Source organism: Pseudoxanthomonas sacheonensis (assembly GCF_031455975.1).
GTDB lineage: Bacteria > Pseudomonadota > Gammaproteobacteria > Xanthomonadales > Xanthomonadaceae > Pseudoxanthomonas_A > Pseudoxanthomonas_A sacheonensis_A.
Genome location: NZ_JAVDTT010000002.1, coordinates 528,281 through 550,951, shown reverse-complemented (window position 1 = coordinate 550,951; position 22,671 = coordinate 528,281). Strand labels below are relative to the sequence as shown.

20 protein-coding genes and 1 pseudogene are annotated in these 22,671 nt (G+C 65.3%); 12 read left to right on the top strand and 9 right to left on the bottom strand.

Annotated elements, in window-relative coordinates; translation table 11 throughout:
* Positions 1–4: 4 nt before the first annotated feature.
* On the top strand, positions 5–718 hold the full coding sequence (locus J2W94_RS09680) for a pseudouridine synthase (RefSeq protein WP_310092617.1): 714 nt from the start codon (positions 5–7) through the stop codon (positions 716–718).
* Positions 719–797: 79 nt separating this feature from the next.
* On the opposite strand, the gene J2W94_RS09675 is transcribed toward J2W94_RS09680, so the two are convergent.
* From J2W94_RS09675 to J2W94_RS09665, 3 genes are all read right to left on the bottom strand, one after another.
* Positions 798–1,187, bottom strand: a complete 390-nt coding sequence (locus J2W94_RS09675; protein ID WP_310092615.1) for an MAPEG family protein — start codon at positions 1,185–1,187, stop codon at positions 798–800.
* A gap of 205 nt (positions 1,188–1,392) precedes the next feature.
* Complete coding sequence (locus J2W94_RS09670; protein ID WP_310092613.1) at positions 1,393–3,117, bottom strand: M28 family metallopeptidase; 1,725 nt, start codon at positions 3,115–3,117, stop codon at positions 1,393–1,395.
* A gap of 69 nt (positions 3,118–3,186) precedes the next feature.
* Positions 3,187–3,849: a hypothetical protein gene (locus tag J2W94_RS09665; protein WP_310092612.1), complete on the bottom strand. Its 663-nt coding sequence runs from the start codon at positions 3,847–3,849 to the stop codon at positions 3,187–3,189.
* A 210-nt stretch (positions 3,850–4,059) separates the two neighbouring features.
* Here J2W94_RS09665 and gpmI point away from each other — a divergent pair, with 210 nt between their 5' ends.
* From gpmI to J2W94_RS09650, 3 genes and pseudogenes are all read left to right on the top strand, one after another.
* Complete coding sequence (gene gpmI, locus J2W94_RS09660; RefSeq protein WP_310092610.1) at positions 4,060–5,619, top strand: 2,3-bisphosphoglycerate-independent phosphoglycerate mutase; 1,560 nt, start codon at positions 4,060–4,062, stop codon at positions 5,617–5,619.
* Positions 5,616–6,881, top strand: coding sequence for a murein hydrolase activator EnvC family protein (locus J2W94_RS09655; RefSeq protein WP_310092608.1), 1,266 nt, complete (start codon positions 5,616–5,618; stop codon positions 6,879–6,881). Before gpmI ends, J2W94_RS09655 begins: the two co-directional genes overlap by 4 nt.
* 120 nt (positions 6,882–7,001) lie before the next feature.
* Positions 7,002–8,324 (top strand): annotated as a pseudogene (locus J2W94_RS09650) (S41 family peptidase); the annotation flags it as partial.
* 54 nt (positions 8,325–8,378) lie between these two features.
* Here J2W94_RS09650 and J2W94_RS09645 read toward each other — a convergent pair.
* The 3 genes from J2W94_RS09645 to J2W94_RS09635 all read right to left on the bottom strand — a co-directional run bounded on the left by J2W94_RS09645 (position 8,379) and on the right by J2W94_RS09635 (position 10,106).
* Positions 8,379–8,897, bottom strand: coding sequence for a CHRD domain-containing protein (locus J2W94_RS09645; RefSeq protein ID WP_310092606.1), 519 nt, complete (start codon positions 8,895–8,897; stop codon positions 8,379–8,381).
* Between the two features lie 121 nt (positions 8,898–9,018).
* Positions 9,019–9,339: a DUF1820 family protein gene (locus J2W94_RS09640; RefSeq protein WP_162313861.1), complete on the bottom strand. Its 321-nt coding sequence runs from the start codon at positions 9,337–9,339 to the stop codon at positions 9,019–9,021.
* A gap of 74 nt (positions 9,340–9,413) precedes the next feature.
* Positions 9,414–10,106, bottom strand: a complete 693-nt coding sequence (locus J2W94_RS09635; RefSeq protein ID WP_310092602.1) for a rhomboid family intramembrane serine protease — start codon at positions 10,104–10,106, stop codon at positions 9,414–9,416.
* 234 nt (positions 10,107–10,340) lie between these two features.
* On the opposite strand from J2W94_RS09635, the gene J2W94_RS09630 reads away from it, so the two are divergent.
* Positions 10,341–11,720, top strand: coding sequence for an OmpP1/FadL family transporter (locus J2W94_RS09630; RefSeq protein ID WP_310092601.1), 1,380 nt, complete (start codon positions 10,341–10,343; stop codon positions 11,718–11,720).
* 173 nt (positions 11,721–11,893) lie between these two features.
* On the opposite strand, the gene J2W94_RS09625 is transcribed toward J2W94_RS09630, so the two are convergent.
* Positions 11,894–13,048 (bottom strand): GGDEF domain-containing protein, encoded by a 1,155-nt coding sequence (locus tag J2W94_RS09625; protein ID WP_310092599.1) that lies wholly within the window; start codon positions 13,046–13,048, stop codon positions 11,894–11,896.
* A 103-nt stretch (positions 13,049–13,151) separates the two neighbouring features.
* A complete protein-coding gene (gene putA, locus J2W94_RS09620; protein WP_310092597.1) occupies positions 13,152–16,472 on the bottom strand; it encodes a bifunctional proline dehydrogenase/L-glutamate gamma-semialdehyde dehydrogenase PutA in 3,321 nt (1,106 codons plus the stop codon).
* 138 nt (positions 16,473–16,610) lie between these two features.
* Between putA and J2W94_RS09615 the strand changes: the two genes are divergently transcribed.
* The 6 genes from J2W94_RS09615 to J2W94_RS09590 all read left to right on the top strand — a co-directional run bounded on the left by J2W94_RS09615 (position 16,611) and on the right by J2W94_RS09590 (position 21,432).
* Entirely contained in the window at positions 16,611–17,099 is a 489-nt protein-coding gene (locus tag J2W94_RS09615) for a DUF2244 domain-containing protein (RefSeq protein ID WP_310093677.1), read from the top strand.
* Positions 17,100–17,117: 18 nt separating this feature from the next.
* A complete protein-coding gene (gene coxB / locus J2W94_RS09610; protein WP_310092595.1) occupies positions 17,118–18,074 on the top strand; it encodes a cytochrome c oxidase subunit II in 957 nt (318 codons plus the stop codon).
* 77 nt (positions 18,075–18,151) lie between these two features.
* Positions 18,152–19,762 carry a cytochrome c oxidase subunit I gene (ctaD, locus tag J2W94_RS09605; protein WP_310092593.1) on the top strand — a complete coding sequence of 537 codons (1,611 nt, stop codon included), beginning with the start codon at positions 18,152–18,154 and terminating at the stop codon, positions 19,760–19,762.
* 6 nt (positions 19,763–19,768) lie between these two features.
* On the top strand, positions 19,769–19,918 hold the full coding sequence (locus J2W94_RS09600) for a hypothetical protein (RefSeq protein WP_310092591.1): 150 nt from the start codon (positions 19,769–19,771) through the stop codon (positions 19,916–19,918).
* Positions 19,915–20,493, top strand: coding sequence for a cytochrome c oxidase assembly protein (locus tag J2W94_RS09595; RefSeq protein ID WP_310092589.1), 579 nt, complete (start codon positions 19,915–19,917; stop codon positions 20,491–20,493). The genes J2W94_RS09600 and J2W94_RS09595 overlap by 4 nt, the downstream gene beginning before the upstream one ends.
* Before the next feature lie 60 nt (positions 20,494–20,553).
* On the top strand, positions 20,554–21,432 hold the full coding sequence (locus J2W94_RS09590) for a cytochrome c oxidase subunit 3 (RefSeq protein ID WP_310092587.1): 879 nt from the start codon (positions 20,554–20,556) through the stop codon (positions 21,430–21,432).
* Positions 21,433–21,612: 180 nt separating this feature from the next.
* Here J2W94_RS09590 and J2W94_RS09585 read toward each other — a convergent pair whose 3' ends face one another.
* On the bottom strand, positions 21,613–21,831 hold the full coding sequence (locus J2W94_RS09585; protein WP_093289811.1) for a twin transmembrane helix small protein: 219 nt from the start codon (positions 21,829–21,831) through the stop codon (positions 21,613–21,615).
* 69 nt (positions 21,832–21,900) lie between these two features.
* On the opposite strand from J2W94_RS09585, the gene J2W94_RS09580 reads away from it, so the two are divergent.
* Positions 21,901–22,668, top strand: a complete 768-nt coding sequence (locus J2W94_RS09580) for an SURF1 family protein (RefSeq protein ID WP_430540581.1) — start codon at positions 21,901–21,903, stop codon at positions 22,666–22,668.
* Positions 22,669–22,671: the final 3 nt, after the last annotated feature.

Here is a 22,671-nt window from a genome sequence, read left to right as displayed (position 1 = left end):
ACTTGTGCAAGAAACGACCTTGGCGCTGCCGACGCTGTTTTTCGACGAATGGCTGGCCGTGATCGACAAGCCGGCCGGACTGATGGTCCACGACAGCAAGCTGGCCCGCGGCGAAACCGATTTCGCCGCCGATCGTCTGCGCGAGCAGTTCGGCAAGCCGATCTTCCTGATCCATCGGCTGGACCGGGCCACCAGCGGCTGCCTGTTGCTGGCATTCGATCGCGAAACCGCCGGCGCGCTGGGCAAGGCGTTGATGACGCAGGAGATGGACAAGGAATACCTCGCCGTTTGCCGCGGCTGGCCGCAGGAAACCTTCACCGTCGACCATGCGCTCGATGGCGGGCCGGGCAAGCCGGAGAAGAAACCGGCGGTGACGCATTTCACCCGCTTGGCGACCGGAGAGCTGCCGGTCCCTTCGGCCGGGTTCGAAACTTCGCGCTATGCGCTGTTGCGTTGTGCGCTGGAGACCGGGCGCTTCCGCCAAATCCGCCGGCATCTCAAGCACGCTTTCCATCACATGATCGGCGACACCAGCCATGGCGATGGCCGCCACAATCTGCAGTTCCGGATGCGCGGCGTGCATCGCATGCTGCTGCACGCTTCGCGGCTCTCGTTCGCGCACCCGGTCAGCGGCGAACGCATCACGGCGGCGGCGCCGTTGGATACGGAATGGAAGAAGGCGTTCGCCTTGTTCGATTGGGACGAAAAGATTCTGTAGGAGCGCCCGATGGACGCGAACTCTTGTTTGTTCTCGCAGATGAAGCTCGCGCTCATGGGGCGCTCCTACAACAATGAGATCAGCCTACCTTCAGCGCCGCCAGCACGATCAAGGCGATGGCGCTGGCGAATCCGACCAGCCACACCAGGCTGCGCAGCGCCTGCACATTGGCCACGTAGAACACGCCGTGCAGCACGCGCGCAATGACGAAGACGATGGCCAGCAGGTTGATGGTGCCGGCACCGACTCCGGCCAGCTGCGCCATCAGCACGCCGGCAACGAAGACGGGAAAGGATTCGAAGCCATTGAGGTGCGCGGCGTGGGCGCGATTGGAGCGGGGATTGGTCTGTTTGGCCTGCCAATCGCGCGGATCGCGGTTGTTGTAGCGTTCGCCGGATTTCTTGGCGACCGACACCCATACGTACGGCAGCAGAGCGGCGATCAGGATGCACCAGTAGGCGATGGACATGTCTTTCTCCTCAAGGTTGCGCCATAGCCTAGCCGAAGCGTCCGCAAAAAGAGACGGCGCCTTGCGGCGCCGTCTGTGTAGCTCCTTCCCCTTCAAGGGGAAGGCTGGGATGGGATGGTGTTCCCTTCCAGTGAAGTAAATCCCAATCGTGAGCGGCACATCATCCCCACCCAACCCTCCCCTTGAAGGGGAGGGCCTAAGCGTTTTACTTCGCTGGCGCGGCTGCCGCCGGCTTGGCCTTCAACATCGCGTCGCGCGCGCGCTTGAACGGATTGCCGGAATACCAATTCGGCCAGCGATCGCCGTTGGCGATCTCCAGGCCTACGCCATAGACGGCGGACAGTTCGTCCATGGTGCCGTCCAGCTTCCAGGTCGCCGCGTCGTACTGGTCGCCGGGCTTGTGGTAGCGGTTCTCGTTGTAATCCTTGGCCGCCGCCTCGCCCGCGGCCTTGCCGCCCTCGATCAGGTCGTCGCCTGCGTCTACGTACAGCGCCGGCACGCCGGCCTTGGCGAAGTTGAAGTGATCCGAGCGGAAATAGCTGCCGGCTTCCGGACGCGATTCCGAATGCAGGGTGCGGCCCTGCTTCTCGGCGATGGGCTTGAGGATGTCTTCGAGCTCCGAACTGCCCATGCCGACCACGGTCATGTCGCGGGTCTTGCCGGCCACGCCCATTGCGTCGAGATTGATGACGGCGACGGTCTTGTCCAGCGGCACTATCGGATGGGCGACGTAGTACTTGGAGCCCAGTAGGCCCGATTCCTCCAGGGTCACCGCTAGGAACACCACCGAACGCTTCGGCTTGCCGACCTTGGCGAACTGTTCGGCGATTTCCAGGATGCCGGCCACGCCGGTCGCGTTGTCCACGGCGCCGTTGTAGATGTTGTCGCCGGTCTCGTCCGGGTGCTTGCCCAGATGATCCCAGTGCGCCATGTACACCACCGCTTCATCGGGCTTCTCGCTGCCGGGAAGAATGCCGACTACGTTGCGCGACTGCTTCTCGGTGCTGGTGCTCTTCAAGTCCACGCTCATCTTCGCCGGCAGCGGCACGGCCTTGAAGCCGCGCTTGTTGGCGTCGGCGCGCAGTTTGTCCAGATCCAGGCCAGCGTCGGCGAACAGGGTCTTGGCTTGGTCGCCGGTGATCCAGCCCTGCAGCGGCACGCGCGGCGCCGGGTCATCGGCGGCGCGCAGGTCGTACTGGGCGCCCGACCAGGAATTCTTCACCACGTCCCAGCCGTACGATGCGCCTTCGGTATCGTGGATGATCAGCGCGGCGGCGGCGCCCTTGCGTGCGGCTTCCTCGAACTTGTAGGTCCAGCGCCCGTAGTAGGTCATGCGCTTGCCTTCGAACAACGATTCGTCCTTGGCGTGGAAGCCCGGGTCGTTGACGAACATCACCACGGTCTTGCCCTTGACGTCGAGGCCGGCGTAATCGTTCCACTTCTGTTCCGGCGCATCCACGCCGTAACCGACGAAGACCATGTCGCTGGCGTCGATCTTCACTTCCGGTTGGCCGGTGCGCGTGCCGATCACCATGTCGCTGCCGAACTTCAGCGTGTGCGCCTTGCCCTTGACGTCGATGGTCATCGCCGTGTTTTCGTCGGCGGTGGTTTCCATCATCGGCACGGTCTGGAAATAGCTGTCGCCGTTGCCGGCCTTCAGGCCGATGCGCTTCATCTGCGCCTGGATGTATTCGACGGTCTTGTCTTCGCCGGGCGTGCCGGGGCCGCGGCCTTCGAACTCATCGGAAGCCAGCGTCTTCACCAGTTCGGAGAAGTCGGCCGGATTGATCTCGGAAGAGAAGGCGTGCTCGGGCGCTGCAGGGGCGGCGGCCGGCGTGGCGGGTTCGGGTGTTGCGGTTTCGGGCGTTTCGCGCTTGCAGGCCGACAACGCGGCCAATAGGGCGAGGGACAACAGCAGAGGGGAGCGCATCCGGGATTCCTCGGTTCAGGAACCCCGGATTCTAGCGCTTATGCTCCAGTGCGGTCGTGCATGGATTGGTCAGTCTTTAGGAGCAGTCGGACCGTCGAAGGATTGCGCGGTGGCGCCGGTGACCGCGCCGATCTTCGCGCTCTTGTGCACGTACAGCTTGACCGGGCGCTCGAAGACCAGCGTGCCTTCCACCACTGCATTCGGGCCGATGATGATGCGCGGGTCGCGTTTGGGTTCGATGTTGAACATGCCCTGCGACTTCTGCACGCGCAGACCGCCGCGCACATGCGAATCGACGCCGACGGTGATGTCGCCGCGGACGGTTTCGATGCCGCCGCCGATCTGGGTGGCGACCAGGCCGATCGCGCCGTTCACGGTTGCCACGCCGTCCTTCACCTTGCCGCCACGGTCGACGAAGATGCTGCCGTTCACCGTTTCCACGCCGCCGTTGACGGTGACGTCGCGTCCCAGCTTGATGCTGCCGTTGACGGTTTCCAGGCCGCCGGTGACGGCCTTGTCGTCCACCGCGATGCTGCCGTTGACCGTGCTGGCCTGATCGGTGGTCGCGCCGCCGTTGATGCGGATGCTGCCGTTGACCGTTTCCAGATCGCCATAAGTCTGGCCGGCTTCGGCGGTGATGCTGCCGTTGACCTTGGAGACGTCTTCGGCGGCGAAAGCGGGACCGGCGCTCAGCGCCACGGCCAGGAACAGTGCGGTGCGTACTCGGGACATGGTTTTTTCCTGTCTGGGTGTGATGGCTGTGATGCGCCGGGCGGGACGAAGGTTTAAACCCCGTCCGGTTTCTTGCGCGTGAGGACGCGGTGCGGGCATCCATTGCATCACGCTTCGTTACAATCCTCACCTGCCTGAAGTCATCGCTGCCCCCAACGACCGCCCGTCATCGGCCGCCCCTCATCGGCCGCCCCTCATCGGAGTTCCCCCGTGTCCGCATCCCCCGCACGTCCCAAGCCCGTCGTCCTGCTGATCCTCGATGGTTGGGGCCACCGCGAAGAAACCGCCGATAACGCGCTGGCGCAGGCCACCCTGCCCAACTGGCAGCGCCTGCTGGCCACCGCGCCGCACACGCTGATCCATACCGAAGGCCGCCACGTGGGCCTGCCGGAGGGGCAGATGGGCAATTCCGAGGTCGGGCACATGAACCTGGGCGCGGGCCGTATCGTCTATCAGGATCTGACCCGCATCGATGCGGCGATCGAGGACGGCAGCTTCTTCGAGAATCCCGAACTGGTCGGCGCCTGCGAAGACACCAAGGCCGACGGGCGTACTTTGCACGTATTCGGGCTGTTGTCGCCGGGTGGCGTGCACAGCCATCAGACCCACATCTTCGCCATGCTCGAGCTGGCCAAGCGCCAAGGTGCGCCGCGCGTGGCCGTGCATGCGTTCCTCGATGGACGCGACACGCCGCCGCGCTCGGCCGAAGCCAGTCTGCAGGCGTTGCAGTCGGTGTGCGATCGGCTGGGCAATGCCCATATCGCTTCGATCAGCGGCCGCTATTACGCGATGGATCGCGATAAGCGCTGGGACCGCCTGCGTCTGGCCTGGGACGCCATCGTGGAGGCGAATAGCGAACAACATGCCGCCGATGCGCTATCCGCCCTGCAAGCCGCATACGCGCGCGGCGAGAACGACGAGTTCGCGTTGCCCACGGTGATCGACGGTGCGCAGCCGATGCGCGACGGCGACGCGGTAGTGTTCATGAACTTCCGCGCCGATCGTGCGCGGCAAATCACTTCGGCGTTCGTATCGCCCGCTTTCGACGGCTTCGACCATGCTGATAAAAGCGTGCGCCGGCCGAAGCTGTCGCGCTTCGTATGCCTGACCGAATACGACGCCAAACTGCCGGCGGCCGTCGCCTTCGGGCCCGATGACCTGAGCCATACGCTGGGCGAATTGCTGGCCGATGCCGGCCTGAGCCAGCTGCGCATTGCCGAAACCGAGAAATACGCGCATGTCACCTTCTTCTTCAGCGGCGGACGCGAAGAGCCTTTCGCCGGCGAGGAACGCATCCTGGTGCCGAGCCCGAAGGTCGCCACTTACGATCTGCAGCCGGCGATGAGCCTGCCCGAACTCACCGGCAAACTCGTCGAAGCCATCGGTTCCGCGCGCTTCGACGTGATCGTGTGCAACATCGCCAATCCGGACATGGTGGGCCACAGCGGCGATCTGCAGGCGGCGATCCTGGCCGCGCAGGCGGTGGACATTGCGATTGGCGCCGTGGACGCGGCGGTGCGTGCGCAACAGGGCGCGCTGGTCATCACTGCCGACCACGGCAATCTGGAAATGATGCGCGACCCGGTGACCGGACAGCCGCATACCGCGCACACCGTAGGCCCGGTGCCACTGGTGTATGTCGGCGACCGTAAGGCGACGCTGCGCACGGGCGGCGCTTTGCGCGACGTGGCGCCGACCTTGCTCGACTTGCTGGGCATGCCGCAGCCTGTGGAAATGACCGGCCGCAGCCTGTTCGACCACGCCGGATGAGGCATCGTTTCGCCCTGGCCTGTCTTGCCTTGGCGATCGGCCTGACGGTCGTCGTGCCGTCGGCCGCACAGAGCCAGCGCGAAGCCGAGAAGAAACTACAGAAGCTGCGCGGCGAGCTGAAGAGCATCGCCCAGGAACGCCGCAAACTGGAGGACGCGCGCGGAGAAGCGGCCCGCAAGCTGCGCGAGGCCGACGAGCAGGTCGGCAAATCCAGCCGCTCCCTCAACGACACCGAAACCGCGCTCAAGCGCGAGGAAGCTGCGCTCGCGCAATTGCAGCAGCAACGCGACGAGATGCGCACGCGGCTGGACCGGCAGCGGCAGCAACTGACCGCGCTGGTGCGCGCTTCCTACCAACTGGGTGGCGACGCGCCGTTGAAGGTATTGCTGTCGCAGGACCGGGTGGCCGATGCGAACCGCGCGCTGGCCTACCATCGCTACATACAAAGCGACCGCGCGCAGAAGATCGCCGCGCTCTCCACCGAACTCAAGGCGCTGGATGAGGTGGAACGCGAGATCGCCGCGCGCCGCGCGCAGCTCGACGCCACCCGCAACCGGCAGCGCGCCCAGGTCGCCGCGCTGGCGAAGGACCGCAAGGCCAATGCCGCGCTGACCGCCGATCTGGACGAGCGCTACAAAGACCGGAGCGCGCGCGAGAAAGCGCTGGGCCAGGATGCGCGTTCGTTGGAAACCCTGCTGGCCAACCTGCGCGCGGCCGCCGCACGCGCCGAGAGGGAGCGTCGCGCCGAAGCCCGTCGCTTGGCCGCGCAAGAGGCCGCGGAGAAGAAAGCCGCTGCCGCTTCGCCACGCAACGCCGGCGACAAAGCGGCGACGGCCACTCGCTCGCCGCGTCCTGCCGTGGCCAATGCGCCGGCGCTGAAAGTCGGCGGCCTGGGCTGGCCGCTGTCGGGCAACCTGCTGGCGCGCTTCGGCGGCCGCATGCCGGACGGGCGCACCAGTTCCGGCGTGCTGATCGGTGCGCCGGCCGGCAGCACGGTGACCGCGGTGGCCGATGGCAGCGTGGTGTTTTCCGAATGGATGACCGGCTACGGCCTGATCCTGATCATCGACCACGGCAACGGCTACATGAGCCTGTACGCGCACAACGAAAGCCTGCTGCGCGACGCCGGCGACCGGGTCAAGCGCGGCGACGCGCTGGCCAAAGTCGGCACTTCCGGCGGCCAGGGCACGCCGGCGCTGTATTTCGAACTGCGCCGCAACGGCCAGCCGGTGGATCCTTCCTCCTGGCTGCAGCGCCGCTGAATCGCCTGGCCTCGGCGTGCGGCGGTTAAACGCGGGTTTACGGCCGCTTCGCGCATAATCCGGTGAAACTTCGCGCGGCTGTGCGGGGTCGATCCTTTGAAGCCTCCCCGGAGCGATTGCATGCGTTTGCCCTTGGTCCTGTTGCTGGTGTTGTTGCCCTTTCCCGTATTTGCCCAGCAGCAAGCGGACAAGGAAGAACCCGCGGTCGCTTCCAGCGACGATCCCGATGCGGCCGAAACCGCGCCCTCGAAAGTGCCGCTGGACGAGATCCGTCGCTACGTGGCGGTGTACAACGCGGTCAAGGACGCCTACGTCGAGCCGGTGGACGATAAGAAGCTGATGCACTCGGCGATCCGCGGGCTGTTGTTGGACCTGGATCCGCACAGCACGTATTTCGACAAGGAAGACGCCGAGGCCTTCGACGAACAGGCCACCGGCGCTTACGACGGCGTGGGCGTGGAACTGCTGCAGCAACCCGACAACACCTTGCGCGTCATCTCGCCCATCGACGACACGCCGGCGGCCAAGGCCGGCATCAAGGCCGGCGACGTGATCGTGGCCATCGACGGCAAGCCGATCAGCGGCGAAGACGGCATGGAGCCGCTGCGCGGCGAACCGGGCTCCAAACTCACCTTGACCCTGTTGCGCGAAGGCAAACCCAAGCCCTTCGACGTCACCCTGACCCGCGAGACCATCCGCATCGCCAGCGTGCGCAGCCGCCTGTTGGAGCCGGGCTACGGCTACGTGCGCATCAGCACGTTCCAGGCCGATACCGGCGCCGATTTCCAGAGCAACCTGGACAAGCTGCAGACAAGCGGAAAATTGAACGGACTGGTACTGGACCTGCGCAGCAATCCGGGCGGCCTGTTGATTTCCGCGGTGCAGGTGGCCGACGATTTATTGGACAAGGGCAACATCGTCAGCACCCGCGGACGCATCGCGGTCAGCGATTCCAAGTTCGACGCCACACCGGGCGACCGCCTGCAGGGCGCGCCCCTGGTCGTGCTGGTCGATGCGGGTTCGGCGAGCGCTGCCGAAGTGCTGGCCGGCGCGCTGCGCGACAACAAGCGCGCGCGCGTGGTCGGTAGCCGCACGTTCGGAAAAGGTTCGGTGCAGACGGTGCTGCCCCTGGACAACGGCGATTCGGTGAAACTGACCACCGCGCGCTACTACACGCCTAGCGGCAAGTCGATCCAGGCCAGCGGCATCGTGCCGGATGTGGTGTTGAAGCCGGAACAGGACACGGCGGCGACGTCCAAGGATCCCAAGTTCGTCAGTTCGACCGGCGCGAGCATCGACTACAGCGAGGCCGCGCTGCCCGGCCATCTGCGCGGCGACGATGAAGGCGCCGAAGGCTATAGCGCCGGCGAGGCGCTGGACGGCGACAAGCCGATCGATGCGGCGTTGGCGGAGCTGAAGAAGATGGCCGCCGCGCCGGCCGCGATAACGCACCGCTGAAGCATCACGAATGCGAGGGAACCGGCGAAGTTCGGACGCTCAATGTCCATCATGCCCTCCGCGGTCGAGCTGGCCGCGGATCTCGCCGCCCGGAAACAGCGACGAATGCACGTTGACGTAAGCCACGCCTTTGCGGATGGCAGCGACGAGCTCGGCGAACTCGCCCGCCGTGATCCCTTGTCCGCTGGGGCCGATGATGTTCGCCGGCAATAACAGCCCGGCGACCTCGCCCGAGACCGGGCACGTCGGCGCCAGGCCGGTGGGATCGGGATTGGCCGCGGTCTGGCACAGGAAGACGCTGACCCCGCCATTGACGCTCTTCTGGCCGAGATGGATGTGCGCCTGGCGGACTTCGCCCTGCAAGCCTTCGTAGCTGAGCCGGTAGGCGATCGCGCCGTCGTCGATGCGGGCGCGGAACATGCCATGCGCGCCGGAGGAGATCGAAGGCACTTCCTCGAAACTCCGTAATGGGATGCTGATGTTCTGGGCTTTCGAAACGACTGGGGCGCAACACAACACCAAAAGGCAGGTGGCGCGGGCGAATAGCGTCGTCTTCATGGCGAATTCCTCGATGCTTCGCATCGGATCCCCTCATGCGCCGTTGAATACGCGCGGCATCGTTCAGCGGCCGTGAAACCTCCGCGCTTTCCGATCAACGGGGTTCGCTTCGACGAGCCCGCTAACGGGGTTTTGCCGGCAGTGGAAACGGCGTCACCACCCGTTCGCCGCTCTCCGCATCGCGGATCACCGATTGGCCCTTACGTTCCACTTCCTCGATGCGCACGATGCTCTGCATAGGCAGGTGCAGCACTTTGGTGCCGGCGAACTCGTCGCGCAGGCGCTCCTCGGTCGGATCCACCACGATGCCGTCGTGCACATCGAACACCAGTTCGCCCACCTCGGTGAAACCCCACAGGCTGCTGGCCGCGACATGCCGGCCATACAGTTCGTAGATCTTGCCGTGGTTGAGGAAAGTGATTTTGTAGAGGGACTTGGCCATGGACCGATTATAAGAGTCGGGTGTGGGTCGGTGGCCTTTGGCGGACAAAAGCGAACGGGCGCCACAACGGCCGTTCAGTACCCTTGCCGCTTGCGCAAACGCCGCGCGATCGCCGCGCGCACGAACAGCGCGAACACGATGCCGAACAGGAAACCGGCGATGTGCGCCGACCACGCCACCGCGCCGAAGGCGGGACCGATGTAGGCGAAGATCACCTGCAGCAGCGCCCAGATACCGATCAACAGCGATGCGGGCGCCTTCACGAATTCCAGGAACAGCCCCAGCGGCACCACCACGCCCAGTTTGGCGCGCGGAAACAGCGCCAGATAAGCGCCGATCACCGCCGAGACCGCACCGCTCGCGCCGATGATCACCCGGTCGGGGGCGCCGATCGCCAACACCGCGGCCAGATTGGAGAAGGCCCCGCCCAACAGGAAAAGAACCAGGAACCGCCACGGCCCCATGGTGCGTTCCGCGGGCAGACCGAAGATCAGCAGGAAGACCAGATTGCCCAGCAAGTGCGCCCAGTCCGCATGCAGGAACAAGGCGGTGAACAAGCGCAGGGCGCTGCCGTCGCGGATGGCGGCCATCCAGTCCTGGGGCGAGGACAAGCCGCCGGACAGGGCGCCCCAATCCAGCAATAAGCTGTCGTGAGCCGCGACCGGTCGCGTCGCAGCCCACAGGAAAGCCACCCACAGCACCGCGAACAGAACCGGTGTGGCCCAGCGCAGGGCAGGTTTCTTACGCGAGGGGAGGGAAACGAACATGGCGGGAATGTACCCGTTCCTCAAACTGAGCGCTGCCAGTGACTTGCATCACAACCATGAACCCAAGTCTAACCAGCAGGGCCGTGGATTGTTAGCTTTTGGTTATACCCTGAATGTATACTGCATACGGCGTCGTATGTCGGGAGGGGATTCCGGCACGTGGTAGTAGGGCTAAGCATTGTCCTCGAACGACGCAGTGAGCTTTTTCCCACGTCCTTCCGGAGCAGAGAAATCATGGAATTCGTAAGCAAAGTAACCCGCATCTCGGCGTTGGCCCTCGGCATCGCCGGCGCCCTCGCTTGTGGCCAGGCCCAGGCCTCGGCCTTCCAGCTGAAAGAAAACAGCGTCAAGGCCCTGGGCCGCGCCACGGCCGGCTCGGCTTCGGCCAAGGGCGACGCCTCGGTAGTGGTCAACAACCCGGCCGTCATGTCGACCTTCACCGAGAAGACGGTGCAGGCCGATCTCACCGCCATCGACCTGTCGTTCAACTTCAGCGGCGGCGGCACTGCCGCTGCAGGAAGCCCGCTGGCGCGTCCGCTTACCGGCGGCGACGGCGGCAACGCCGGTGGCGTGAGCGTCGTGCCGGCGATGTCCTTCATCCTGCCGCTCAGCGACAGCTTCGAGTACCTGACCGTGGGCGCCATGATCAGCGCCCCGTTCGGCCTGAAAACCGATTACGAAAGCGATTGGGTCGGCCGTTACCACGCGCTGGAATCTGACGTGAAGCTGGTCGACCTGACCCTGGCCGCTTCGCTCGCGCTGGGCGACCGCTTCTCGGTCGGCGCCGGTTTGGTCTACGAGCGCGCCGATGTGACCCTGTCCAATGCGGTCGACTTCGGTTCGGCCATCTGCCGCATCAACATCGCGGCCTGCATCACCCCCAGCCCTGCCACTGCTCCGTATGGTCCGCAGAAGAACGACGGCCTGGCCAAGATCCATGGCACCAACAACGGCTTGGGCTGGATCGTCGGCTTGAACTGGCGACCGACCGACAACCTGTCGTTCGGTTACTCGCACCGTTCGGAAATCGACCACGATCTGCGCGGCACGGCTGAATTCACCGTTCCGGGCAACGTGCGCGCGCTGATCGGCAACGCGGTGTACCTGCCGACCGACGGCGGCGGCGCCCAGCTGACCACGCCCAGCATCGACATCTTCAGCGGCACCTGGCAGACCAACGAACGCCTGGCCCTGATGGCCGAAGTGTCGCGCACCGACTGGCATTCGCTGCAGGAAATCCGCATCGAATTCGACAACCCGCTGCAGGCCGATGCGGCCGAAAACTACAACTGGAAGGACAGCTGGTTCTATTCGGTCGGTGGCGAGTACGCGTTCAACGACAAGTTCACCTTCCGTGCCGGCGTGGCCCGCGACGACTCCCCGATCAGCCGTCCGTACCGCACCCCGCGCATGCCCGACCAGGACCGCATGTGGTATTCGCTGGGCCTGACCTGGAAGGCGACGGAGAACTTCGAACTGAGCGCCAGCTACGTCAAGATCGACCTGGTCGATACGCCGGAAGTGGATCTGCTGTCCTCCAGCGGTTCGCGCCTGGTAGGCGAATACGACGGCGGCGCCGACCTGTATGGCGTCTCCGCGCAGTACCGCTTCTGATCGCAGCAGCATCGCATCAAGAAAAACCCCGCTACGGCGGGGTTTTTTATGTTCCGGAATCTAGTGCGGCTTGTTGCCGCTAATTTGGCCCCTCCCCCAGAAGGGGAGAGGAGAAAACAGCGGCGGCATCCCTACTAAGATCAGGATGCTTCTATTCCTGCCGACGACTTCCCTCAGGCGTGCAAGCGCATCTGCACTTGATTGCGTCCCAACCGCTTGGCCTCGTACAGAGCCTGGTCGGCGATCCGCATCAGCGCCGGAAACGCCTGCGGTTCGCGGGAGGCGCCCACCCCCGCGCTGACCGTCACCTTCACCGGCGCATCGCGCGCGGCGAACTCCAGCGCCGCCACTTCGATGCGGATGCGTTCGGCCATGTGCCGCGCGCTTTCGGCGCTGCTGTCGGGCAGCACCACCACGAATTCCTCGCCGCCGATCCGCGCGAACAGATCGTCGCTGCGGATGCAGGCCCGCACGGTGTCGGAGAAGCCCTGCAGGACCTCGTCGCCGGTTTCGTGGCCATGCACGTCGTTGATGATCTTGAAGTGGTCCAGGTCCATCACGATCACGGCCAGGCCCTTGCCGACGGGCGCGGCTTCTACGTGCGTGCGCAATTCGCTGCTCAGGCCGCGCCGGTTGAGGGCGCCGGTCAGCGGGTCGAACAATGCGCTCAACCGCAGGGATTCGCTGGCGCGGAAACTGGTCAGCATGAGCATGCAGAAATTGAGCAGGAACCAGATCGAGAGATCCAGGTTGACCCAGGCATCGTTGGGACCGTATTCGCCGAGGAAGGCGCTGAGCAGGTCGCGCCCGTAAAGAATCGCCAACACCGCGCAACCCATCATCATCAGGCGGGCGGGCAAACGGTCCGGCGGGGTGTTGAGGTGCCGCAGCTGCGCGATCAACACCAGCAGCACCAGCACTTCGGCCGCGCTCATCGCCGCGCCTTGCGCGTCCACGCTGCCCCAGAACATCCAACCCGTCAGCGAGAGGCCAAGCAATAGCGGCATCAGCAGCCATTCGCCGCGACGCAGCGCGCGCTGACCCACGAATTGGGTGATGGACCAGCCCAGGCCGGCCAATCCGGCGCAGGCCAACAGGCCGCCGATGCCGGCGGTCCAATAGGCGGCGTGGGTATCGCCGGAACGCGCGAGTTCCTGGGTGGTGCCATCCAGCATGGCCGCTCCCAGCGAATACACCAGATGCGCCACGCCCCACAGCGCGATGCCGCGCAGGCCGCGCGAGATGCGCTCCACGTACCAGAACAACACCAGCAGTACGACCGCAAGACCGCAGTCGCTGAGCAGCAGGTTGTAGAAGTCCGTGGTCATACCTGCCGATAGTATCGGCGGTTAAGGCCCATCGTCACGGCTGCGGCCGATCTTGGCCGCAAGCCGCCCGACGCAGCCAAGTGGACGCCCGCGAACGGGTCGGTCAGTCGCCCAGGGTCAGCAGCGAGGCGTTGCCGCCGGCCGCGGTGGTGTTGACGGTGACGGTCTTCTCGGTGGCGAAGCGAGGCAGATAGTGCGGGCCGCCGGCCTTGGGACCGGTGCCCGACAGGCCCTGGCCGCCGAACGGCTGCACGCCGACCACCGCGCCGATCTGATTGCGGTTGACGTAGACGTTGCCCACCTTCACCCGTGCGGCGATGCGGTCGATGGTTTCGTCGATGCGCGAATGCACGCCCAGGGTCAGGCCGTAGCCGGTGGCGTTGATGGCGTCGATGACCTTGTCCAGTTCCTCGCCCTTCCAGCGCACCACGTGCAGGGCCGGACCGAAGACTTCCTTGTGCAGCTGATCCAGCGAATGCAGCTCCCAGGCGCCGGGCGCGAAGTAGGTGCCGTGAGCGACGGAAGCATCCGTATGCGCGCGCTTGATTGGTTTCGCTTCCCGATCCATGCGCGCAGCATGGTCTTCCAGCAGCTTCAAGGCGTCGGCGTCGATTACCGGGCCCACGTCGGTGGAAAGCAGGCCGGGATCGCCGACCTTCAATTCGTCCATCGCCCCGGCCAGCATGCCGATCACCTTGTCGGCGATGTCTTCCTGCACGAACAGCACGCGCGCGGCCGAGCAACGCTGGCCGGCGGAGGTGAAAGCCGAACCGATCGCGTCCTTGACCAGTTGTTCCGGCAACGCGGACGAATCGGCGATGAAGGCGTTCTGGCCGCCGGTCTCGGCGATCAGCACGCCGATGGCCGCATCGCGCGCGGCCATCGCGCGGTTGATCGCGCGTGCGGTGTCGGTGGAACCGGTGAAGGCCACGCCCGCCACGCGCGGATCTTGGGTCAGCGCCGCGCCGACCACGGCGCCGTCGCCCGGCAGGAACTGGACAACGTTCTCCGGCACGCCGGCTTCGTGCAGCAGCTTCACCGCGGCATGGCCGATCAGATTGGTCTGCTCGGCCGGCTTGGCGATCACGCTGTTGCCGGCGGCCAGCGCCGCGGCGACCTGGCCCAGGAAGATGGCCAGCGGAAAATTCCACGGACTGATGCAGACGAATACGCCGCGTCCGTGCAGTTGCAGTTCGTTGGATTCGCCGGTCGGTCCGGGCAGGCGTTCGGGCGCGCCGAACTGCGCGCGCGCCTGCGCTGCGTAGTAACGCAGGAAGTCGACCGCCTCGCGCACCTCGGCCACGCCGTCGGGAATGGTCTTGCCGGCTTCCTTCACGCACAGCGCGATGTATTCGGGCATGCGCGCTTCAAGCAAGCTGGCGGCGTGCTCCAGGATCGTCGCGCGGCCCGCAGCGGGCGTGCGGTCCCAGCCGGGCTGCGCGGCGACTGCGTTCTGCAGGGCTTTCTCGACGATGGCCGCATCGGCCGCATGCCATTCGCCGATGGTCTGGCGACGGTCGGCGGGGTTGGTCACCGGCAAAGCGCGGGTGGACAGCACCGCGCCCGGCACCAGCGGCGCGGCGCGCCAGCCGTGCGGACCGGCCTGGTGGAAAGCGGCGTTGACCTGCTCGGCGAGCGCGCGCAGGTCCTGATCGTTGGCGAGGTTGGCGCCCATGGAATTCTTCCTGTTGGTGCTCAGGCTCGGCGCCTGGTTCTGGAAAAGTTGCACCGGCAGCGGGATGCGCGGGTGCGGAATGGAGTCGAACGACGACACGGTTTCCACCGGGTCGCGGATCAGGTCTTCGATGGCGACGTTTTCGTCGGTGATGCGGTTGACGAAGCTGGAGTTGGCGCCGTTCTCCAGCAGGCGCCGCACCAGGTACGGCAACAGGTCCTCGTGCGAACCCACCGGCGCGTACACGCGGCAGGGCGCATCAAGGCGTTCTTTCGGAATTACTTCGGCGTAAAGGTCGTCGCCCATACCGTGGAGTTTCTGGAATTCGAAGCCCCTCTCCCTGCGGGAGAGGGGTTGGGGTGAGGGTACGGCGCGTGCCTCAGTAGTCGGATGCTCCGGACCCTCATCCGCCCTACGGGCACCTTCTCCCGACGGGAGAAGGGACAAAGCATGGATCGCCGCAATCGTCTGCGCGTTATGCGTAGCGAACATCGGATACAGCGCATCGATATTCGCGAACAGGCGCCGCGCATTGGCCAGATAGGACACGTCGGTATTGGGCTTGCGGGTGAACACCGGATAGCCCGGGTGGCCTTCCACCTGCGCGCGTTTCACTTCCGCATCCCAGTACGCGCCCTTGACCAGGCGCACCGGCATGCGCCGGCCGACGCGGCGGGCCAGGTCGGCGAGGAAGTCGATCACATACGGCGTGCGCTTCTGGTACGCCTGCACGGCCAGGCCGTAGCCTTCCCAACCGTCGAGCGATTTGTCGGAGAAAGTGGCTTCGATCAGGTCCAGTGAAAGTTCCAGGCGGTCGGCTTCTTCGGCGTCGATGGTGAAGCCGATGCCGTAGGACTTGGCCAGCTGCGCCAGCTCCAGGATGCCCGGGGCTAGTTCGGCCATGACCCGGGCGCGCTTGGCGTGTTCGTAGCGCGGGTGCAGCGCGGAGAGCTTGATCGAGATGCTGGGAGCGGCGAAGACGTCGGCGAATGGCCCCGTCTTTCCTATCGCATGGATCGCCTTGCGATAGGCCTCCAGATAGCGCGCGGCATCTTTCGAAGTCAGCGCGCCCTCGCCCAGCATGTCGAACGAATAACGGTAGTTGGCGTTGTCGCCCTTGCGCGAACGGGTCAGCGCCTCGGCGATCGTGCGCCCCATCACAAACTGGTGACCCATGATGCGCATGGCCTGGCGCACGGCCAGGCGGATCACCGGTTCGCCCACGCGGCCGACCAGGCGCTTGAACGCGCCGCGCACATCGTGGCGGGTCAGGTCGTTCAGGCTGACCAGCTTGCCGGTCAGCATCAGGCCCCAGGTCGAGGCGTTGACCAGCACCGAGTCGCTTTCGCCCATGTGCTTCTTCCAGTCCGCGTCGCCCAGCTTGTCGCGGATCAGCTTGTCGGCGGTGTCCTGGTCGGGGATGCGCAGCAGCGCCTCGGCCACGCACATCAGCAGCACGCCTTCCTCGCTGCCCAGGTCGTACTGGCGCATGAAGGCCTCGATGGCGCCCTGGTCCTGCGCGCGCGCGCGGACCCGGGTGACCAGGTCCGCGGCCAGCGCCTGCGCCTTGGCCTGGTCCTCGGCGGGCAGGCGGGCCTGCTCCAGTAATTCGCGCACATGTTCAGTTTCGTCGCGCATCCACGCCGCGGTGATCGCGCGGCGCAGGGGCGCCGGTTCGCCCGGCAGTTCGGAAGAGAGGATCGGTGCGTCGGCGGCGAGGCCGCTGGCGGCTTGGGGAATGGCGGTCATGAGGCCCGCAGAGTGCGTGTCGGAGCCGCCTAGTGTAGTGCGTGGCGAACCCGCGAGAACCCCCTTCGGCTTGCCGCAATGCGGCACGGGAGCTACCATTTAGTGGTTTTCCGCGACAGCTACGGCGCGGGTAGCGACATGATCGAAGTGGTTCCGTCTTTCCCGGTTGGGCATGGCGCGCGGCTCAGCCTGCGACCGCCCCGGGCGCTGACGGCCCCTCAGTTCAGGGCGCTGTTCGCCGTGCTGGCCGGGACGATGTGGCTGGTGGCCAGCGCAGGCTGGCTGGCCGGCAATGTGTTCGCGCCGGCTTTCGCGCTGCTGCACAGCGCGATCGTGGCGGCTGCGCTGCGCTGGTTGTGGCGCAGCGGCGAACGCGGCGAATGCATCACCATCGATCCGGAGGTGGTGGAGGTCAGCCGCAGCGCCGGAACCGGGGCAGAGGCACAGCCGATATTCCGGGCGCATCCCTATTGGGTGCGTCTGCGTATCGAAGAGGAAGGCGAAAGGATTTCGCTGGTTTCCAGCGGCAGGCGGGTCGAGGTGGGCAACTTCCTCGGGCCGGCCGAACGCCGGGAGCTGGCAAGGCAATTGCAGGATTTACTGGCGGCGGCAAGTCGCTACCGATGACGCACAAGGGTCTAGGCAATGACGCAAGCGAAAGGTTTCTTCAAGCGGGTCACGCGGTCTTTGGGTGCGGCCTGCGCATTGTTGCTGGCGCCGGCATTGGCCTGGGCGCAATCGGCCGATCCCAAACCCTGGCAGCTCAACATGGGCAGGGGCGTCACCACGTCCGCGCAGCACGCCTACGACGCGCACATGGTGGCGCTGTGGGTCTGTGTGGTGATCGGCGTCATCGTGTTCGGCGCGATGGCCTACGCCATGGTCAAGTTCCGCCATTCCAAGGGCGCGGTCGCCGCGCAGTTCAGCCATAACACCACGGCCGAAGTCATCTGGACGGTGATCCCGATCCTGATCCTGATCGTGATGGCCTGGCCGGCCACGGCCAAGCTGATCGCCATGTACGACACCCGCGATTCCGAGATGACGGTGAAGATCACCGGCTACCAGTGGATGTGGAAGTACGAATACCTGGGCCAGGACGTCGTGTTCACCAGCCGCCTGGACCGCGAATCCGATCGCATCCGCCAGAGCGGGGCCAAGCCGACGGTGGCGGCCAATCCGCACTACCTGCTCGACGTCGACAACCAGCTGGTGCTGCCGGTCAACACCAAGATCCGTTTCGTCATCACCGCCGACGACGTGATCCACGCCTGGTGGGTGCCGGCGCTGGGTTGGAAGCAGGACGCCATTCCGGGAATCATCAACGAGGCCTGGACCGACATCCAGACCCCCGGCATCTATCGTGGCCAGTGCGCCGAGTTGTGCGGCAAGGACCACGGCTTCATGCCGATTGTGGTGCGTGCGGTATCGAAGGAAGAATTCAAACAGTGGATCGCTTCGCGTAAGCCGGCCGCCCCTGCGCCTGCGTCCGCCCCCGCTGCGCCGGTCGAAGCCACACCGGTTGAAGCCGCGCCCGCCGGGGCTGCGCCTGCCGCCGCACCGGCCGAAGCCGCTCCCGCCCCCGAACCCGCCAAGGCTTGATCGCGTCTAACCGACGCCGATCCGCTCACGCCATCCGCATTTCACTAGCCCGCACCGATTTTCTGAGGTAACACCCCATGGCCTATTCCGAAGTCGCCCACCATGACGATCACGGCCACAAGCAAGGCTTCATCGAGCGTTGGTTCTTCTCGACCAACCACAAAGACATCGGCACGCTGTATCTGATCTTCAGCTTCGTCATGTTCCTGATCGGCGCCGGCATGTCGGTGATCATCCGCGCGGAGCTGATGACCCCGGGCCTGCAGTTCGTGAAGCCCGAGGTCTTCAACCAGATGACCTCGATGCATGCGCTGGTGATGATCTTCGGCGGGGTGATGCCGGCGTTCGTGGGCCTGGCCAACTGGATGGTGCCGCTGCAGATCGGCGCGCCGGACATGGCGCTGCCGCGCATGAACAACTGGTCGTTCTGGATCCTGCCGTTCGCCTTCACCATGCTGCTGCTGACCCTGGTGCTGCCAGGCGGCGGACCGGCCGGCGGTTGGACGCTGTACCCGCCGCTGTCGCTGCAGGGCGGCTACAACGTGGCCTTCACCGTGTTCGCCATCCACATGATGGGCGTCAGCTCGATCATGGGCGCGATCAACATCATCGCCACCATCCTCAACATGCGCGCGCCGGGCATCGACCTGCTGAAGATGCCGATCTTCTGCTGGACCTGGCTGATCACCGCGTTCCTGCTGATCGCGGTGATGCCGGTGCTGGCCGGCGCGGTGACCATGCTGCTGACCGATAAATTCTTCGGCACCTCGTTCTTCAATGCGGCCGGCGGCGGCGACCCGGTGATGTTCCAGCACATCTTCTGGTTCTTCGGGCATCCGGAGGTCTACATCATGATCCTGCCGGCGTTCGGCATCGCCAGCGAGATCCTGCCGACCTTCAGCCGCAAGCCGCTGTTCGGCTACCAGGCCATGGTCTACGCCACCGCGTCGATCGCGTTCCTGTCGTTCATCGTGTGGGCGCACCACATGTTCACGGTGGGCATGCCGCTGGGCGGCGAGATCTATTTCATGTTCGCGACCATGCTGATCGCGATCCCGACCGGCGTGAAAGTGTTCAACTGGGTCAGCACCATGTGGCGCGGTTCGCTGTCGTTCGAGACGCCGATGCTGTGGGCGATCTCGTTCGTGATCCTGTTCACCATCGGCGGTTTCTCCGGACTGATGCTGGCCATCGTGCCGGCCGACTTCCAGTACCACGACACCTACTTCGTGGTCGCGCACTTCCATTACGTGCTGGTCACCGGCGCGCTGTTCGGCATCATCGCCGCGGTCTACTACTGGTGGCCGAAGTGGTCGGGCCGGATGTACAGCGAGTTCTGGGGCAAGGTGCATTTCTGGTGGACGATGGTGTTCGTCAACCTGCTGTTCTTCCCGCAGCACTTCCTGGGCCTGGCCGGCATGCCGCGCCGCATCCCGGACTACAACCCGGTGTTCGCGGACTGGAACCTGATCAGCTCGATCGGCGCGTTCGGCATGTTCGTCACTCCGTTCCTGATGGCGGCGATTCTGTTGAGCTCGCTGCGCAACGGCGCCAAGGCCGAAGCGCGCGCCTGGGAACACGCGCGCGGACTGGAATGGACGGTGCCTTCGCCGGCTCCGCACCACACCTTCACCACGCCGCCGGTGATCCGCCCGGGCGACCTGGCCCATGACGACGTGACCCACTGATCCGCCATGACCGCGCCGCGCCGCCCTGCTGCCAGCTCTACCGAGAATGATCTCGCCGCGCGCCGCAAACGCGCGCTGCGCACGGCGTTGGTCATAGGCGCGATAGCGGTGGCGATCTACGTCGCCTTCATCCTGTCCGGCGTGGCCGCGGCATGAGCGCCAACAAGTCCAACGCGGCCGGACTGTTCAAGCTGGTGGGCGTGTCGCTGGCCGCTTTCGCCTTCACGTTCTCGCTGGTGCCGCTGTACCGCATCGCTTGCGAGAAGGTTTTCGGCATCCGCCTGGAGCAGGGCCCGGGCGAAGCCCAGGCCGCAGCGCTGGCGCCGAAGGCGCGCACGGTGACCGTGCAGTTCGATGGCGGCGTGAACTCGAAACTGCCGTGGGCGTTCCATCCGGAACAGCTGACCATGCAGGTGGTGCCGGGCGAATTGAACGAAGCGCTGTACTTCGCGCGCAACGACAGCAAGAACACCATTGTCGGCAGCGCCGTGCCGTCGGTCGCGCCGTCGCGCGCCTCGGGCTATTTCACCAAGACAGAGTGCTTCTGCTTCACCGCCCAGACCCTGCAGGCCGGCGAAACCCGCGATATGCCGGTGCGTTTCATCGTCGATCCCAACCTGCCGGCCGACGTGAAAACCATCACCCTGTCGTATACCTTCTTCAGGAACGATGCCTTGACCGCGCGGCTCGGCGCGGCCAAGACAGCGCATACGCCGCTCGCGGCGCCGTAAGCAACCCAACAATCCGCAATCCATCGCATCAACTGCATCAGAAACAGGAAAGACCCCGCCATGGCCCAAACGCATTCGCCGGACGCCAACGTCTACTACGTACCGCACCACAGCAAGTGGCCGTTCGTGGGCTCCATCGCCATGTTCACCACCATGCTGGGCGTGGCCAGCTGGCTCAATGAGACGGCGTGGGGCAAGTGGGCGTTCTTCGCCGGCCTCGTCATGCTCTGCGCCACGCTGTTCATGTGGTTCGGCGATGTGATCCGCGAATCGATCACCGGCAGCTACAACAAGCAGGTGGACGTGTCGTTCCGCATGGGCATGGTGTGGTTCATCTTCTCCGAGGTGATGTTCTTCGGGGCGTTCTTCGGCGCTCTGTTCTACGCGCGCAACCTGGCGTTGCCGTGGCTGGGCGGCGAAGGCGACGGCGTGATGACCAATGCGCTGCTGTGGGACGGGTTCAGCGCGGCCTGGCCGACTTCGGGTCCGGCAGAGGTCGGTGGCGCGTTCCAGACCATCCCGGCCTGGGGCCTGCCCTTGGTCAACACCCTGATCCTGTTGAGCTCGGGCGTGACCCTGACCATCGCCCACCACGCGCTGAAAGCGGCCAACCGCACGCAGGTGCTGATCTGGCTGGGCCTGACCGTGGTGCTGGGCGGCCTGTTCCTGACCTTCCAGGCGGAGGAGTACATCCACGCCTACAAGGAATTGAACCTGACCCTGGGTTCGGGCATCTACGGCTCCACTTTCTTCATGCTGACCGGCTTCCACGGCGCGCACGTGTTCCTGGGCACCTTGATGCTGCTGATCATGTGGCTGCGCGTGCTCAAGGGCCATTTCACCAAGGACAACCATTTCGCCTTCGAAGCGGCCGCGTGGTACTGGCATTTCGTCGACGTGGTGTGGCTGGGCCTGTTCCTGTTCGTCTACGTGCTGTAAGAACGGAAAGTCGCCCGCTGCGCGGGCTGTGAATGGGGAAGTCGGCTGCTGCGCAGCCTGCGAATGGCAAGCATGGCTCGTCCATTTTCAGGCTGCGCAGCAGCCGACTTCTTTGATTTGCAGCGTCGAAGGCGCGACTTCCCCATTCACAGCCCGCGCAGCGGGCGACTTCCCCGTTGCTCAGCCGCCGATACCATGCGGTTTGATCACCCCGGTATAGATGCCCAGCGCCACCAGCAGGATCAGCGCCACCGAGAACGCGATGCGCCGGGTCAGGGCATTGACGGTACGCTTGCTCTGGCCCTTGTCGACCAGCAGGTAGTACAGGCCGGCGCCCAGGTTCCACAGGATCACTATCAGGAACGCGATGATCAGCAGGGTTTTCAGCGAGTCGTTCATGGTGCTTTCGTCCGGCGGTGAACACGTGGTATCGAGGCCCGCATTATCGCAGGCACGGGACAAGCGCGCGTGAGCCGGCCTACTGGAAATCTGTTCGGCTGGACGCTCGCCTTGCTGGCGATGGCGCTGTTCTGCAGCCTCGGCGTCTGGCAGCTGGATCGCGCCCAGCAGAAAAAGGCGATGCTGGCCGAATCGCGAAGCGTTCTGGCCGTGCGCAAGCCGCTGCCGTTGCGCGCCGCTGCGGATCCGGCGCGCAAAGCCGTCTACGACTGGGCGCAAGGCGAGGGCCGTTTCACCGAAGCGCCCGCCGTGCTGCTCGACAACCAGACCCGCGAAGGCCGTTCCGGAGTCCGCGTCTACCGCGTGTTCCAACCCAACATGTCCCAACCCGACAGGCACCAAGCCGATGCCGCCGCCGCACCGCCTTTGTTGGTGGAACTGGGGTGGATGCCGCTTGCGGGCGATCGCAGGCTTCCCCGAATCGAATCCTTTTCCGGCACCTTGCAGGTGGCTGGCCTGCTGGCGCCGCCGCCGTCCGCGGGCCTGGCCAGTGCGATCGCTTCGCCGCAGGCCGATGGCAACCTGTTGGCGACCAGCCTCGACCATGCGGTGCTGTCGAACGCGCTCAAGCTGCCGACGCTCGCTCCGCGCGTGCTGCGCCTGGATCCCGCGCTCAAGGTCGGCTACCTCCGCGACCTGGACATCCTTCCCAACACCCTGCCGCCCGAACGCCACCTCGGCTACGCGGTGCAATGGTTCGGGCTGGCGCTGACCGTGTTCATCACCGCTTTGGTGCTGACCTTGCGCAAGCGCAAGCAGCGTTCGCAGGCAGCGTAGAGC

Excerpts from the sequence above, each read along its gene's own strand:
- J2W94_RS09675 (WP_310092615.1), bottom strand. The coding sequence starts at position 1,187 with ATGTCCATCGCCTACTGGTGCATCCTGATCGCCGCTCTGCTGCCGTAC.
- J2W94_RS09670 (WP_310092613.1), bottom strand. The coding sequence starts at position 3,117 with ATGCGCTCCCCTCTGCTGTTGTCCCTCGCCCTATTGGCCGCGTTGTCG.
- J2W94_RS09665 (WP_310092612.1), bottom strand. The coding sequence starts at position 3,849 with ATGTCCCGAGTACGCACCGCACTGTTCCTGGCCGTGGCGCTGAGCGCC.
- J2W94_RS09655 (WP_310092608.1), top strand. The coding sequence starts at position 5,616 with ATGAGGCATCGTTTCGCCCTGGCCTGTCTTGCCTTGGCGATCGGCCTG.
- J2W94_RS09645 (WP_310092606.1), bottom strand. The coding sequence starts at position 8,897 with ATGAAGACGACGCTATTCGCCCGCGCCACCTGCCTTTTGGTGTTGTGT.
- J2W94_RS09640 (WP_162313861.1), bottom strand. The coding sequence starts at position 9,339 with ATGGCCAAGTCCCTCTACAAAATCACTTTCCTCAACCACGGCAAGATC.
- J2W94_RS09635 (WP_310092602.1), bottom strand. The coding sequence starts at position 10,106 with ATGTTCGTTTCCCTCCCCTCGCGTAAGAAACCTGCCCTGCGCTGGGCC.
- J2W94_RS09630 (WP_310092601.1), top strand. The coding sequence starts at position 10,341 with ATGGAATTCGTAAGCAAAGTAACCCGCATCTCGGCGTTGGCCCTCGGC.
- J2W94_RS09625 (WP_310092599.1), bottom strand. The coding sequence starts at position 13,048 with ATGACCACGGACTTCTACAACCTGCTGCTCAGCGACTGCGGTCTTGCG.
- putA (WP_310092597.1), bottom strand. The coding sequence starts at position 16,472 with ATGACCGCCATTCCCCAAGCCGCCAGCGGCCTCGCCGCCGACGCACCG.
- J2W94_RS09615 (WP_310093677.1), top strand. The coding sequence starts at position 16,611 with ATGATCGAAGTGGTTCCGTCTTTCCCGGTTGGGCATGGCGCGCGGCTC.
- coxB (WP_310092595.1), top strand. The coding sequence starts at position 17,118 with ATGACGCAAGCGAAAGGTTTCTTCAAGCGGGTCACGCGGTCTTTGGGT.
- ctaD (WP_310092593.1), top strand. The coding sequence starts at position 18,152 with ATGGCCTATTCCGAAGTCGCCCACCATGACGATCACGGCCACAAGCAA.
- J2W94_RS09600 (WP_310092591.1), top strand. The coding sequence starts at position 19,769 with ATGACCGCGCCGCGCCGCCCTGCTGCCAGCTCTACCGAGAATGATCTC.
- J2W94_RS09595 (WP_310092589.1), top strand. The coding sequence starts at position 19,915 with ATGAGCGCCAACAAGTCCAACGCGGCCGGACTGTTCAAGCTGGTGGGC.
- J2W94_RS09590 (WP_310092587.1), top strand. The coding sequence starts at position 20,554 with ATGGCCCAAACGCATTCGCCGGACGCCAACGTCTACTACGTACCGCAC.
- J2W94_RS09585 (WP_093289811.1), bottom strand. The coding sequence starts at position 21,831 with ATGAACGACTCGCTGAAAACCCTGCTGATCATCGCGTTCCTGATAGTG.